A 14,683-nucleotide genomic window follows, 5' to 3' on the forward strand; every position below is an offset into this window, starting at 1 on the left:
AAAAAGATTCACATTGAAATGGCACTACAGCAATCACATATTGCAGATCAGCTTGATATGCTCGCACAACAAAATGGTTGGATGAGCCATCCTAACGCAACGGCAATGGAACAAACTAATGCCCAAATCCCGTTGAAAGAAAATCAAGGACACATGCCAGTATATGACAATGGCAATGCCCCCACCCAAACACATTAATAAGAAAAGCGCAGGCGCCTTGCTAGCCCCGACAGGCATAAGACAAGCCCTGACGTGGCGGTCTTTGCCACAGAAGAGATTGACTTATGACCCCGAGGGGCTAGGCGCCCGGAGCTAGACAAATAGAAAAGCGCAGGCGCCTTGCTAGCCCCGACAGGCATAAGACAAGCCCTGCGTGGCGGTCTTTGCCACAGAAGAGATTGACTTATGACCCCGAGGGGCTAGGCGCTGGAGCTAGACAAGAAAGAGAAAAGTAATGAAAAACCATTCCCGATTTTTTCGGAGGATGGTTCTTTCACTTCCAGTTCTATCCTTTAAAAAGCCGTGCATTGATAGCCACGATAACTGTACTTAAAGACATTAACACAGCACCAATTGCAGGACTTAATACAATTCCGATTGGAGATAGGATACCAGCTGCAAGCGGAATTGTCACAATATTGTAACCTGCCGCCCACCACAGGTTCTGTATCATTTTACGGTAGGTTGATTTTGACAACTCTAAAATCGAAACTACGTCTTCAGGATTACTTCTGACTAGAATGACGTCTGCTGTTTCCATCGCTACATCCGTACCAGCACCTATAGCAATACCTAGGTCTGCATTGGCTAGCGCAGGTGCATCATTTACGCCATCACCTGTCATAGCAATTTTCTTTCCTTGCCTTTTAATTTCTTTGATTTTATCTGCTTTTTCATGAGGTAAAACTTCTGCAACAACCTGATCTAATTTCAATTGCTCAGCTACCCAGCTGGCAACTTTATAATTGTCTCCAGTTAACATTTGTGATTCAACATTTAATTCTTTTAAACGTGCGATTGCGCGCTCAGCACTTTCTCTCACTTTGTCCGCTAAAGCAATCATACCTGCAAGCTTTCCATCAATGATAACAAAAATGACCGTCTTACCTTGTTCCGATAAATCGTTAAATGTTTGATTATTATAATGGATGTTTTGTTCTTTTACATAACCAGGACTTACAATTAGAATTTCTTTTCCATCTACGTTCCCTTTTAAGCCTTTACCTGTCATAGATTCGAAATGGTCAGGCTCTTGGAAGGTAATATTCTGCTCTTTTGCCCCTTCTACAATCCCCTTAGCTATCGGATGTTCAGACTGGGCTTCCAATGAAGCAGCAAGTTGTAAAACACTTGTTTTGTCGAAATCAGTTTCTGTAATAATATCAGTAATTCCGAATTCTCCCTCTGTCAGAGTTCCTGTTTTATCAAAAACAATCGATTCGATCTTTCTTGCTTCTTCGAATTGGGTCCGGTTGCGAATTAATAACCCTTGTTTAGCAGCTAGAGCTGTCGAACGTGCTACAACTAATGGCGCAGCTAAACCGAGCGCATGAGGACAGGCAATAACCATAACTGTAACCATTCTCTCTAATGCATAGGCAAATGGATACCCTAATAATAGCCATATGACAAGTGTAGTCACACCAGCTAGTAAAGCTAGATAAAACAGCCATTTAGCGGCACGATTGGATAAATCCTGTGTTTTGGACCTTGACTGTTGTGCTTCTTGAACCATGTTAACTACTTGGGAAAGATAACTGTCTTCACCAGTTTTTTCGACACGAATTGTTAAGGATCCTTCACCGTTTATAGAACCAGCAATTACTTCATCATCGACCGCTTTTTCTACTGGAACGGACTCACCAGTTAGCATCGATTCATTAACGGCTGATTGACCTTTCACAATACTTCCATCAACTGGTACCTTCTCCCCAGGCTTTACCAGCACTTTTTCTCCCTGCTCTAAACTCGATACTTTTACTTCCTTGATTTCACCATTTTCATCAATTAGGTGTGCATCTTGAGGCATCATCTTAACAAGTTCTTCCAGTGCATTTGATGCACCCATAACAGACCGCATTTCAATCCAGTGACCAAGGAGCATGATATCAATTAAAGTTGCCAGTTCCCAAAAAAAGTTATTTCCTGACAGACCAAATACAGTTAGTGTACTATAGCCATAGGCAACTACGATCGCTAGTGCGATAAGTGTCATCATGCCTGGATTTTTTTGCTTAAGTTCGTCAATTGCACCTGTTAAAAACGGTTTTCCACCATAGAAAAAAATAAATGTCGCAAGTGTAAATAGTACATAACTAGCACCAGGAAACGTTAATTCATAATTAAGAAATGATTGAATCATGGGTGACAGTACTAAAATTGGTATTGTTATTAGTAAGGATATATAAAATCTGCGTTTGAAGTCAGCTATCATATGCCCATGATCGTGGCCTCCGTGACCATGTCCAGAGTGGTCATGATGATTATGCCCATGATCATGGCCTCCGTGATCATGATTGGAGTGGTCATGATGATTATGCCCATGATCGTGGCCTCCGTGATCATGATTGGAATGATCATGGGTCATTTCTTTATGGTCGTGGTGCGTTTTTGAGTTTTGTGTATGTTGATGTTCATCCATTTTTTTCCTACCATCTTTCTTATGATGGTTATGATTGTGATCCACGTCACTCACCCTTTCTGTCATTTACTTCCATAAATTATATCCCGCTTCACCCACTTTATACCCCCCACGGGTTTAAATTAAACATAATTTTATCATTTAGGCTTATCCACTTTTTTGATTTGTGTTATTCAAAGAGAAACATCCTTGTGTTCTCACAAACTTTTGTCCTTAGAATATTTCAAACCACACATTCATATAGTGAAATATAATGGACAAGTAAGAGAGGGGTAAATTATGGGAAGATCTCTATCCTTTATTTTAATAATATTACTCATACTTTCGGTTACTGTGATAGGGAAAACAGTCTATCATCGAAAAAGAATTCCATGTATGACCGGGATGATGATCGCTATGACAATGGGGATGAGTGTTGGTCTAACTGTTGGGGTTATTTTTGGAATCTTGTTTTCAGGAAACCTCTTTATAGCCACGGTTTTGGGTATGGTGATTGGCATCGTAGTCGGCTTTATATCCGGTGTTCCTGTTAGTATAATGGCTGTTCTAGATGGATTATTATCTGGTGCGATGGGCGGTATGATGGGAGCGATGCTAGGGGATATGATTATACCGGAGTATCGTGATGCCATTACCAAAATAATGTTTTTCTTATCCCTTTCAACGATATTAATCTTATTGTATTTATTCCAAAAGGAAAGAAAGAGTAGCCAAGCCTTTCTTTTTAACAGTCCACTGCTATTGGTTATTCTTTTCGGTTCAATTTTCCTGTTAATTAATCAGATGGGGCCTATTTATTCTGAAACAGACACGCCAAACAATAATCAACTAGATTTCACTACGAATCAACAAAGGTTATCAATCAAAAGCGATGTTTTCTCTTTTTCACCGAGTACCATTAAGATTGAAGTTAACAAGGAAGTAATCTTAACATTAGAAAATCCCGATAACATAGAACATGACTTGGAGATTGAAAATTTCAAAGGAGAAAGCTCGTCTATTGATAGTAGTTCACATCTTCATAATCAATCTAATAATACAATTCATCTACATGCTGCACCTGGGAAACAACAAAGTGTTACCCTCACTGCCACTGAGCCAGGAATTTATCGATTCATTTGTACCATTCCAGGTCATAAAGAATCTGGGATGGTAGGAACTATCGAGGTAACATGAAAGCAAGTCGCAAATTTCTTGGCTTAATACTCCATCGTTATAAGCGGGGTACCAATCGTAAACACAGTATTTCCGCTTAAGGAATCATATCGACTAGCCATTTGAACGTTTATCGGCTTGTTATTACTTTTTAAAGAATAATTTATCTTTTCAGAATAACCTGTAAGACTAATTACGTCCTTTTCATTCAATCCCTCACGGACAGATGCGTTAATATCCGAAAGCATATCCATGATAACTTTTTGTTGTTGGTCATGACTTAATTTTTGGTTTGCGGTTCCTTGAATATTTACTTTTATTTTCGAATCAACTGAAATTGTTTCTAACGATTTTTCAAGATAAGAATACGCGTTAACAAAATCCGTTTTATCGGTCAGGTTGCTTGACAATGACAGTATAAGATGTGCTTGGTATGCTCCATTCTCGTGTAGGACATTCGCTAAAGTTACTTGTATAGTAGCGTTCGGTAAAGCTGAAATCGTTTTTTGCCCTAAATATTTGATTAAATCTTTATTATCTGGGGCTGACGTCAACGATAGATTAATTGAAAATGCTTGTTCTATTTCATTCTTAACCTCTTCAACATTTGAAGTGTTTTTAAAGGTGTCAACTACACCAGTATAATTCAACATCAATCGTTCCATCTTAATATCTGCTTTTTCAAACGTATCTATTAATAAAAGTCCATCGTCCTTTATATCTTTCGCATAAACAGCTTGCTTTTGATTAAAAATGATTGCAAATACTAAAATGATAAGTAAAAAAGTAATAAATCCATTCTTTGTACAGATTTTTTGGAATGTCCCAAACATCTCATGCCCCTCCTATTAAACGATTCTATCAAACTATTAATTATAGTTTGGGCAAAAATGGATGCGGTTATACACTAAATTACATTTAAATGTTCACAAGCCAAAGGGAATGATATAATTGGCGGTGGTGATTAGAATGATACAAATAATTGGGAAAACAGAACTTTATTTTCATAGTGATCAAACATTTCTTTCGGACATCAACTATCATTTGCATCAAAGTTTGGAAAGCTTTGAGGTGCTTTTCCATGAACAACAGAACAAAAGACATAAAATAACGATCTCCTTTATCCTTCATATGGAAGAAAAAATACACTGTAGAACGTTAATGGATTACAACAGTTATGCCTATGATGAATTTAAAAATAGACTTCCCGATAAAATTCATACATCTTACATGCAAACATTAGATATACGCCCTGCTGGAAAAAGGAAGCGGCGAAATGGAAAAGCCAAGCGAAAAGTCTAGCCTACGCTTGGCTTTTTTTATTAGAATAAGAAAGAAGTATGGCTACGCAGCTTCTACAAATCAGTCCTACCGAGGAAAATTAATAAAAGTCGCATAACAATGATTTACAAGAAAATAGGCTGAAACAATATAGAGTACTATACTTTTTACTAATATACCATATTTAGGCAAAATGTTGATTTATTTACCTGAAACTATTAATTTATTGACTGAAATAGCGAAACACTTGTTTGTACTACCTGCCATTTAAAGTTAAAAAAGTTTAAAAAAGTTAAAATAGAGAATATATTTATAAATTGTTTTTTAATAGTTAACGATATTTAAAGGAGGCTGTTAAACTATGATACAATTAAGTACCTCTTTACTAAAAGAAGCCTATCAAAAGGCAAAAGACTTACAAATGAATGAAGACTTTATCCAACTGCTAAAGGTTGAATTAGAAGGAAGAGAACATGAACCAGGCACACAGCTCGAGGAGAATAAATGACATTACATTATTATTGTTTATGGAATGAATGACAAGATGGATAAAGACACATTCTATTTTTGAGACTATTATAGCAATAACCTTCTATTCACCTTAGATCTCTTATCACTGGCAAACTTAAGAAGGGAGGATATTTTTTTGTGACCAACATTAATGTTATCATCGCAGAAGACAATCCAGATGCGCAAGAAATCATCTCGAGTTTTCTAAAACCTCTTGACGATTTTACTGTTACTGGGATAGTTGACAACGGGGAAAGTTTAATTGATACAGTAGCGAACAAAAGTGAAACCCAATTAATCATCGTTGACATTGACATGCCAAAGATAGATGGTATAACTGCGGTCGAATCTTGTTTGAAAATTAATCCTCACCTAAAAGTTATCTTTACAACCGCATACGATCAGTTTGCTGTTAAGGCATTTGATCTAAATGCACTAGATTATGTATTAAAACCGATTAAAAAAGACCGGTTATACATTGCCTTACAAAGAGTAAAGTCATCCATACCTAACCAAGAAGATCATCTCAAGCAGAACTTACTTACGATTAAGATGGATCGGATTTCTTATTTTATTCCCTTGTACAAAATTATATTCATTGAAAAAGATAGTCGTAAAACAATTATTCACACGAAAGAACAACATTATGAGACGAATGAACCGTTAGATAGTATTTTTAGAAAACTGGATAATCACTTTTTCAGAACGCACCGATCATTTATCATTAACACAACTTACCTTTCCCATATAACGTTTGAAGGTGAAACATACTTTGCTCATTTTCGAAATTATCCCAATTATGCCCACGTATCGAAACTTCGCATTAATGAATTGTATAATAAATTAACGTATCCTAATTAACGACCCAAAGTAAATCAGACCTTGATACTTTGGGTTTTTTCTAATTTGTTGAATATATGGTAAATAAAAGTTTCCCTTTAACATTCGTTCCTAATTCATTAAAATAGATGGAAATAGTGTCTTGGAGGCAATTCATCTATGCAAACGTTTTATACAACCGGTACATTTCAAGCATTATCTCGGTCGTCTGACATGACTGGGGCACATATCTTGTACATGTTCAATGAACAGGATAAATATGTCGAAAATGCTTTTTCATATATTTCGGAAGGATTGGACAATGGGGATAATATAATCATAGCCGAAGATAAAACATTTTATCGTACTATTGTTAAACAACTAGAAAGGATTGGATATTCTCATCACGCCATACAGTCAATCGTCTATCTCTCAAACGAAGAGTTTTATTTAAATAAAGATCGCTTTAGTGCTGAAAAAGGTCTCACCCAATTACAAGAAGTTATTCACGATCAGCTATTATCAAAGCGTAGAACGAGGACTTGGGGCAATGTACCGTCAGATGTATCATCTCTTAGTGAAATAAGAAGATATGAGAGTGAAACTGATAAGTTTATTAAGGGTAAAAATCTCATATCGGTGTGCTGCTATAACGCATTAACAACTCCCGCTTTTTTTCAAAATGATTTAATGAAGGTTCATGACTATTTAATGTTTGATGATCAATTGGAAAAATCACCCTTCTATAATCAAAAATCCGCTTCCTTTCCAACCTCCGAGAGAAAACGGCTAGACAAATTAGAGAAAGAAAATCAACTACTTAAAGAAAAGAACGACAAGCTGCTAATAGATTCAGCAAGACAGAAAGAACTTGAGAAGTATTTAAAACTAGATAAGCTAAATGCGGAGAAGGCAAACCATGCGAAAAACCTATTTCTTTCCCAAATGAGTCACGATTTACGAACACCCCTTAACACAATCCAGGGCTTTGCTCAAATTATTTTAATGAATGAAAAAGAAAGTGATTTAAGAAATAAAGTAAATAAAATATTTTATGCATCTGAACAGTTGCTCAAGCTAATTGAAGAAGTGTTGGATTTTTCATTAATTGACTCTGGTAAAATAACGATTAACAAAGAAAAAATACAGGTAAAGCACCATTTAGAAAAGACTGTAAATACTGTATTAGAACTAAATAATACAGATATCGAAGTTAAATTAACAAACGTCAACAAGGACTTATACATAGAGGTTGATCCACTTCGGTTTAGCCAAATTATTACAAATCTTTTAAATAACGCAATCAAATATAATAAACCTAATGGAAAGGTGACCATCTTTTGCGAACATGATAAACAACAGAAACAGGTAAAGATAACTATTGAAGATACGGGACTTGGCATTGACCAACAGGAACTTAATTTGATCTTTGAACCATTTTACCGGTGCAAAAGTAACGCCAATAATTGGAAGGGAACAGGTTTAGGGTTAGCAATTGTATCACAATTAACTGAGCGAATGAATGGAACTTACGGTGCAACAACAGAAAAGGATAAAGGATCGACTTTTTGGGTTTCATTTCAAACAACCAACAGGCTTAACCATCGAGTTGAAAATGAAACCGAGGTAAAAAGTCGTTTGAACCTTGCATATCCGACAAACGTATTATATATAGAAGATAATTCAGAGAACATTGATGTGATTAAATCGATGTTTAATCTGATTAAAAATACGAATGTCTCCTGCATCAGTACTGGAGAAGAAGGCTTAATAAAGGCATTCGAACACCCACCAGATGTCATTCTGCTTGATTTAACTTTGCCTGATATTGATGGGATTGAGTTATTAAAAAAATTGAAGTCGAATCCTATTACAAATAAGATACCTGTCATCGTTATTAGCGCAGATGCAATGAAGTCAACAATTAAACAAGCCTTGGAAGCAGGCTGCAGCGCTTATATTACAAAGCCTATAGACTTTATCGAATTTAGAATTGTATTTGAAAAAACAATAAGATATCTTGGCTATCATCAGTCGGAAAGAAAGTACTAAGGCCTTTCTTTCCGACAGGTAAAAAACCAAGATTTGTCTAGCTCCTCCACCTCTTTTTCTTGTCATTTTTTTGATTTTAACGTTTTTATTTATATGCTTTGGGAAAGACTGATAGCAGTCGTCAGCGTTCGACATTACCCGACAAAAAGGAAGTGACTACGTTGCTATTTCTGCTGTTTTCAGTTGTTGTCTTTACAGTAGTAACGATTATTGTACCAAAACGGATAAATAAGCAAGATTTATATGCAGTTGCCTTATTCTCTATTATTATTGGATTTGTTGTTGATGTTACGTTAGATTTAAAATTTAATCTATATGGCTATTTCGAGCCAGGAGTTCAATTTGCTGGATTTCTTCCTATTCTTGTACTTTTTCCCGCTTCTGGAATGCTCTTTATCAATTTTTTCCCATTTGCTAAATCACTTGGAATGAAGTCATTGTATGTCATTTGTTGGACTATGCTTTGTTTAACTTACGAGTTTTTTTCTGTTAAATTAGGATACTTCTATCATAATAGCTGGACGTTCTTATATTCGGCATTTGTTTACCCGGTTCTTTTTTTTACACAATTAACACACCTCCACCTCTTCCGCCGTTACATAAGAAAAGCGTAAGCGCCTTGCTAGACTAAGGCAGGCATAAGACAAGACCTGACGCGGCGCTCTTTGCCACATGGATTTTTTGCTTAAGACCTCAGGCGGGATAGGGGCTGGAGTAACCTTTTATGGATTATTTTTTTTAAAAAAGTGAGGTTCATCGTTGTTTCCATTAATCATCCTTAGAAGCACACCACATACAACTTCCACAAGCGAACCCAGGGTGCTTATGGGCAGTCTCTATTAATGCTTCGTATCTCGTATCAAAATAAAGCCAACCACCATCGCGAAGAAAACCATAAATGCCTTTGTGCTTTGACTCTTTACTTGGAATAAAAATGCATGTATTTTCATGAAGAGTAAGTTTTTTTGTTGGGAAATCTACATTCAACCACATAAACCTCTCTCCCTTAACTAGAATACACAGCAATTCTTATAAGTCTACCTTTCTACGTACCGATAAACGAGATCCTTGACTCCCTGTTTTTCTACTAACTCAACTAACCCTTGGGCCTCTAGATGCTTTAGAAAAATACATACATTAGCGTAAATCACTGGTGTGCCACTGGAATACCTTTCTTTGGTAGCCCCGTGATACTTGATTAAGTCCTCACACAGGTCACTAGCTTTAAAAATAGGAGATGTTAGGTTGTCTAAATAGACGAATACACCTAATTGCAGCTCTTGCTCTAAAGGTATATTTAATGTATATGCAGACTGCTTGTCTTGTTTAACCTCTGTTAACATTTTTCGTTTCTGCTTCATTTCCTCCCTTCTCTTCTGTGCTTTCATTTCTTGTTCTTGTCTAATTATTTCCATTTGCTTTGTTCGCTGTTCGTGTAGATACTTTGCCAATATCTTTTTTAAAAGCTGCACTTGTCTGCTTAGTAACGGAACATCGTAAGCCAGCTGTTGTTTGATGTCCTCTGGAATTTCCACGCTTTCTGGGATGCCAAAAATCCCTTCCTGAGCTAGCGTCCATCCGTTCGCAGCTTTCATTAACACTTCATCCATTTCATAGTCAATTTGCTCAATACCTTTTACGATATCCCTTACTAATTGTGGTGAAATACTTGTATGCTCTTCAAAGTGAGTGATGCCAAACTTTTTCACTTCACCCGTTTCTAAATTTTGCAAAACATATTGGTAGCGTAATGGACGTCCACATTCACAGAACAACTGAGGATTTGCCCGCCACTCAGGTCCTGCGTCAATATAATCCATTAGCATCCATTTTTCAGCAACATCTTCTATTTCTCCACCTGTAACGGCACTTGCCTTTTCTTTGGCAAGAACATTTGCAAAAATCGTTCTTCTTCCTCGTTTCAAGTAGTCATTTATGAATTTCTTCTGTTCTTCATCCAAATTGGAAAACAGTACGTCTCTTTCCTTTTGTGACAAGCGTTCTAATCGTTCCATCAAGCACTCCTCCTTAATTTAGCATCTGTGAAAGGTGTTCTGTCGATGATGGGGTATTCATCACTAAACAGCTTTTTTTAGAAAAGCGCAAGCCGCGCCTTGCCCACCCCCGGAGCTAGACAGTTTTTGGATTTTTTTATACTTTCTTTTCTTTTGAAAGAAGAGGCAGAATAGTTACTGCCTCTTCAAGGATGGTTCATTATACTTCTTGTAAGCTTCTATTATTTTACCAATTATTCCAACCGAAAGAGGTTGTTCAAAAAGTCACCAATAAGCTACGCATCTCTTCGTTGGCTTTTTGAACACGCACTTAAAGGAAATTGTAAATTAAACCGATAAACTACATTTCTATCTTTTAGTCCACATCACTATTCCAAAGGTGTATACTTCCCAAAGTCTACAATTACCCCATCATCACGACTATAATAATGAATGAGTTTAGGTTCGTCGAGTGAATTGTCAAGGCTTCCGAACCTAGCATCAAACCCACTCCAGCCGTTTAGACCATCCTCATCACTAAAGCTACTTTCAACGTACTGTTCCGCTAACGAATAGTCATTCCAGAACGAAACAGCAGAGTACTTTTCACTTGAAAATTCAATTGCAGCTCGCAATAAATACGGTTCTTGTTCTTTAAACTCGTCCGGTACATTGTCGATATAAACGACTGCATCGTAAGGAGGACGATCCATTTGGTTAGAAACAATGGTATATTTAAACTTTGGAATTTCCATGACACTCGTAATCCGCTCGCTTAACAACTGGTTATTTTCTTCCATTTGCTGTACGGTAATTTTTAGTTCTTTTAAATTTTTTGATGTTTGTTTATAGGAGTCAAGCTCCGCTGTTGTTTTACTTAACTGATTTCGCAATGAGATAATTTCTTCTTCCGTTTTGTTCAACTCGTTTGTTAATGCTTGATTTTCAGTTTCTAAATTATTTGAGCAACTAGTCAACAAAAATAGAAAAAGGACAGAACCAATGAATTTCTTCATGTTATACATAAGATATAGACTCTCCTTTCCTACCGAAACATACGTATGGATACCCTCTTGGTATATTTTAGCATTTTTTATATTTTGCTCAAGATACTTTCACTTTAAGTTAAAAGAAAAGGGCAAGTTGCACTCTGCTCATTCGTCCTTTACGTTCAGGTGAAACATGATACGCGTTTAGTGCAGGCTTGTGGTGTTTGATTTGATTCCATATCACAACAACTACCAACACACGGCTCTAACCTTTTACCACAAATATGGATACCAAATAGTACCAAAGTAATATATAATAGACAAAGGCTGATTATTTACATGAAGATACAGGCCTATAGCTATTAATTGCGATGGTCACTCGGCTACCAAAGGAAAAATCGTTCCCCTTTGGACATCTTCTTCACCTGAATATGGAGGTATTCCGTGTTAAAATCAATTCAACAACGTTGCCTATTGATTATTGGTTTACATACATTTTTATATTATCTCTATTTGTACCTGACAAAAGATAACGAGAAAATTTTATTAGTTGGTTCTGATGTATTTGTTTTGGTCGCAGCATTGCTAAGCTTTGTATGGTTATACAAACGATTTTTAAAAACGAATGATCGTTTTAAATATTTTTGGCTCGTTTTAAGCATCGGGACTGGATGTTCGGTCATTGCGCAAGTCATCTGTCTTTATTATCGACTTTTTCTTAATACCTACCTTCCTTACCCGAGCCTTGCTGATGCAGCCTGGTTACTACAATCGTTTTTATTTGTTGTTGCCTTAGTAATTAAAAAGAGATTGTTAGAAAGTTATTATCCGGTGACTCGTTTCTTATTTAACATTTTAATCATTATAACCGTTGCAGTCACACTTAGCTGGAAATACTTAATCGGGCCAGGATTCTCTTCTTCAACTGATTCTATCCTGACAATTGTTGTGTCAATGTCCTATCCAATCCTTAATTTAGTTGTTTTATCTGCATCTATTAGTTTATATTTTATTGCACAACACTCAATAAATAAGACTGTACTCTCCTTACTTACAATTAGTTTTTTTGCACAAATTGTCGCTGATTCAGTCTATATTTTTACATTCATGGATAGTATTATTGTTGATCACGGGATTTGGGTTATGCCGCTATGGTCGCTGTCCTTATTTTTAATAGGATTTGCTGGCAATCAGGTAAGTCAATCCCAATCGTTAAAGTCAAATCAGCTACATATGATTGATCGGAGTAATCTTGTCACAAACATTAGTATTGTCATCCTATTTATCCTTGTCATCACCTTTAACCCAACCATGACTGAAATCGATGTTGGCTTTCTCGTAACATTTTTTCTACTTTTTATTAAACAGATTATTACTCTATCAGAAAATGAGAAGCTTTCTCTTGGATTAGAACAAAAAATTACCGAACGAACAGCAGAGCTGCACACGACCTTAGAAAGAATGGAGAGAATGGCCAATTTTGATCCGTTAACAAAACTGCCGAATCGAAACGTGATAATTAATTTTTTAGAAGATAAATTTCGGAAACAGGAACAAGAAAAACTTGCTGTTATGTTTATTGACTTAGATCATTTCAAAACGGTTAACGATACAATGGGACATGAAGCTGGTGACTTCTTACTTGTTGATGTATCGAAGCGACTAACAAATAGTGTTCGGACCAATGATATTGTAGCACGCCAAGGTGGCGATGAATTTATTATTCTTGTTGACAATGTTGACTACGAGGAAACAAAGCGGATTGCCGAACGGATTGTCGATAGCTTTGACTCCCCTTTTTTGTTACGAGGGAATGAGTTTTATACAACACCGAGCATTGGAATTAGTATATATCCTGATGATGCAACAAATAAAGATGATTTGATTAAAGCTGCTGATAATGCCATGTATCAATCAAAGGAAATTGGCAAAAACACCTACCAGTTCTATGGCGATATATCGACTACGTTAAGCCGTCAGTTAGCTATTGAAAGTGGACTTAGATATGCATTAGAGAACCATCAAATGCATCTAGAATTCCAGCCTCAAATAGATTTAAAAACAAGAAACATAGTTGGAATTGAAGCATTGTTAAGGTGGGAGCATCCACTGCTTGGCAACATTACTCCGGAAGAATTTATTCCGATTGCGGAGAACACGGGACTAATTTATAAAATTGGCAAGTGGGTACTTCGAACAGCGTGTGCGCACAACAAAGCTTGGCAATTAAATGGATACCCACCGATTACAATTGCTGTCAATTTGTCGCCATTGCAATTCAAGGATCCGAACTTTGTAAGCGATGTTGATAATATTCTACTAGAAACAGAGCTAGCGCCACAGTACCTAGAATTGGAAATTACCGAACGACATATGCAAAACATTGACCTGTCAAGACAAGTAATTACTACACTCAAGGATTTAGGAGTATCTATTTCGATTGATGATTTTGGAACTGGTTATTCGTCTCTATCTGTTTTACACCAATTACCAATTGACCGTATGAAAATCGACCAGGCCTTTATTAATGATTTTCATAAAAATGAAAAGACTAGTGGATTGGTTAAAACCATTACGGAAATGGGCCGTAACTTAAATTTCGAACTAGTTGCTGAAGGTATTGAAAGCGAAGAGCAAGTTACAATTTTAAAAGAATATGGTTGTCATATTGGTCAGGGGTATTTATTTAGTTACCCGCTGAAGTTAAATCAAGTAGAGCAATTATTTAACAAGTACTATTCATTACAAGAAAAGCACAGGGAGTCTTCCAGCCCATGACAAGCTTAAGCAAAAAGTAATCTATGTGGCGCTCTTTGCCAGATAGATTATTTTTTGCTGTCCGAATTAGGGCTTCATTCGGACTCTGGTTGCCGGGTTTTCGATTTCTCTGTCCGAATTGGGGCTTCATTCGGACTCTGGTTGCTGGGTTTTCGATTTCTCTGTCCGAATTAGGGCTTCATTCGGACTCTGGTTGCTGGGTTTTCGATTTCTCTGTCCGAATTAGGGCTTCATTCGGACTCTGGTTGCTGGGTTTTCGATTTCTCTGTCCGAATTGAGGCTTCATTCGGACTCAGGTTGCTGGGTTTTCGTCTTCTCTGTCCGAATTAGGGCTTCATTCGGACTCTGGTTGCTGGGTTTTCGATTTCTCTGTCCGAATTGGGGCTTCATTCGGACTCTGGTTGCTGGGTTTTCGATTTCTCTGTCCGAATTGTAGGGATGCTCAGCAGATCAACTAATCGGAT

General features: G+C 36.8%; 12 protein-coding genes and 1 pseudogene. 8 read left to right on the plus strand and 5 right to left on the minus strand.

Annotated features, from left to right (window positions below; all coding sequences use genetic code 11):
• Positions 1-198, plus strand: a pseudogene (locus tag NC799_RS11835) (hypothetical protein); the annotation flags it as partial.
• A gap of 307 nt (positions 199-505) precedes the next feature.
• Here NC799_RS11835 and NC799_RS11840 read toward each other — a convergent pair.
• Positions 506-2,587 carry a heavy metal translocating P-type ATPase gene (locus tag NC799_RS11840; RefSeq protein ID WP_272446718.1) on the minus strand — a complete coding sequence of 694 codons (2,082 nt, stop codon included), beginning with the start codon at positions 2,585-2,587 and terminating at the stop codon, positions 506-508.
• A gap of 333 nt (positions 2,588-2,920) precedes the next feature.
• Between NC799_RS11840 and NC799_RS11845 the strand changes: the two genes are divergently transcribed.
• Positions 2,921-3,817 (plus strand): plastocyanin/azurin family copper-binding protein, encoded by an 897-nt coding sequence (locus NC799_RS11845; protein WP_272446655.1) that lies wholly within the window; start codon positions 2,921-2,923, stop codon positions 3,815-3,817.
• Positions 3,818-3,840: 23 nt separating this feature from the next.
• On the opposite strand, the gene NC799_RS11850 is transcribed toward NC799_RS11845, so the two are convergent.
• Positions 3,841-4,629, minus strand: a complete 789-nt coding sequence (locus NC799_RS11850) for a YwmB family TATA-box binding protein (RefSeq protein ID WP_272446656.1) — start codon at positions 4,627-4,629, stop codon at positions 3,841-3,843.
• Between the two features lie 136 nt (positions 4,630-4,765).
• Between NC799_RS11850 and NC799_RS11855 the strand changes: the two genes are divergently transcribed.
• The 5 genes from NC799_RS11855 to NC799_RS11875 all read left to right on the plus strand — a co-directional run bounded on the left by NC799_RS11855 (position 4,766) and on the right by NC799_RS11875 (position 9,072).
• Complete coding sequence (locus NC799_RS11855) at positions 4,766-5,098, plus strand: hypothetical protein (RefSeq protein WP_272446657.1); 333 nt, start codon at positions 4,766-4,768, stop codon at positions 5,096-5,098.
• Positions 5,099-5,438: 340 nt separating this feature from the next.
• Positions 5,439-5,585, plus strand: coding sequence for a sporulation histidine kinase inhibitor Sda (gene sda / locus NC799_RS11860; RefSeq protein WP_272446658.1), 147 nt, complete (start codon positions 5,439-5,441; stop codon positions 5,583-5,585).
• 140 nt (positions 5,586-5,725) lie between these two features.
• Entirely contained in the window at positions 5,726-6,448 is a 723-nt protein-coding gene (locus NC799_RS11865; RefSeq protein ID WP_272446659.1) for a LytR/AlgR family response regulator transcription factor, read from the plus strand.
• A gap of 138 nt (positions 6,449-6,586) precedes the next feature.
• Positions 6,587-8,458 (plus strand): ATP-binding protein, encoded by a 1,872-nt coding sequence (locus NC799_RS11870; protein ID WP_272446660.1) that lies wholly within the window; start codon positions 6,587-6,589, stop codon positions 8,456-8,458.
• A 161-nt stretch (positions 8,459-8,619) separates the two neighbouring features.
• The gene (locus NC799_RS11875) at positions 8,620-9,072 is read left to right on the plus strand and encodes a CBO0543 family protein (RefSeq protein ID WP_272446661.1); all 453 of its coding nucleotides are present in this window, start codon (positions 8,620-8,622) and stop codon (positions 9,070-9,072) included.
• Between the two features lie 154 nt (positions 9,073-9,226).
• On the opposite strand, the gene NC799_RS11880 is transcribed toward NC799_RS11875, so the two are convergent.
• From NC799_RS11880 to NC799_RS11890, 3 genes are all read right to left on the minus strand, one after another.
• Positions 9,227-9,451 carry a hypothetical protein gene (locus NC799_RS11880; RefSeq protein ID WP_272446662.1) on the minus strand — a complete coding sequence of 75 codons (225 nt, stop codon included), beginning with the start codon at positions 9,449-9,451 and terminating at the stop codon, positions 9,227-9,229.
• Between the two features lie 44 nt (positions 9,452-9,495).
• Positions 9,496-10,473, minus strand: coding sequence for a DUF3895 domain-containing protein (locus tag NC799_RS11885; RefSeq protein WP_272446663.1), 978 nt, complete (start codon positions 10,471-10,473; stop codon positions 9,496-9,498).
• Between the two features lie 368 nt (positions 10,474-10,841).
• Positions 10,842-11,477, minus strand: a complete 636-nt coding sequence (locus NC799_RS11890; RefSeq protein WP_272446664.1) for a hypothetical protein — start codon at positions 11,475-11,477, stop codon at positions 10,842-10,844.
• 408 nt (positions 11,478-11,885) lie between these two features.
• Between NC799_RS11890 and NC799_RS11895 the strand changes: the two genes are divergently transcribed.
• On the plus strand, positions 11,886-14,219 hold the full coding sequence (locus tag NC799_RS11895) for a putative bifunctional diguanylate cyclase/phosphodiesterase (RefSeq protein ID WP_272446665.1): 2,334 nt from the start codon (positions 11,886-11,888) through the stop codon (positions 14,217-14,219).
• The last annotated feature ends 464 nt before the right edge of the window (positions 14,220-14,683 follow it).

Source organism: Aquibacillus salsiterrae, assembly GCF_028416595.1.
Classification (GTDB): domain Bacteria; phylum Bacillota; class Bacilli; order Bacillales; family Amphibacillaceae; genus Aquibacillus_A; species Aquibacillus_A salsiterrae.

Coding starts and splice junctions, on each gene's coding strand:
- sda (WP_272446658.1), top strand. CDS start 5,439: ATGATACAATTAAGTACCTCTTTACTAAAAGAAGCCTATCAAAAGGCA.
- NC799_RS11870 (WP_272446660.1), top strand. CDS start 6,587: ATGCAAACGTTTTATACAACCGGTACATTTCAAGCATTATCTCGGTCG.
- NC799_RS11845 (WP_272446655.1), top strand. CDS start 2,921: ATGGGAAGATCTCTATCCTTTATTTTAATAATATTACTCATACTTTCG.
- NC799_RS11840 (WP_272446718.1), bottom strand. CDS start 2,587: ATGACCCATGATCATTCCAATCATGATCACGGAGGCCACGATCATGGG.
- NC799_RS11850 (WP_272446656.1), bottom strand. CDS start 4,629: ATGTTTGGGACATTCCAAAAAATCTGTACAAAGAATGGATTTATTACT.
- NC799_RS11880 (WP_272446662.1), bottom strand. CDS start 9,451: ATGTGGTTGAATGTAGATTTCCCAACAAAAAAACTTACTCTTCATGAA.
- NC799_RS11855 (WP_272446657.1), top strand. CDS start 4,766: ATGATACAAATAATTGGGAAAACAGAACTTTATTTTCATAGTGATCAA.
- NC799_RS11885 (WP_272446663.1), bottom strand. CDS start 10,473: ATGGAACGATTAGAACGCTTGTCACAAAAGGAAAGAGACGTACTGTTT.
- NC799_RS11890 (WP_272446664.1), bottom strand. CDS start 11,477: ATGTATAACATGAAGAAATTCATTGGTTCTGTCCTTTTTCTATTTTTG.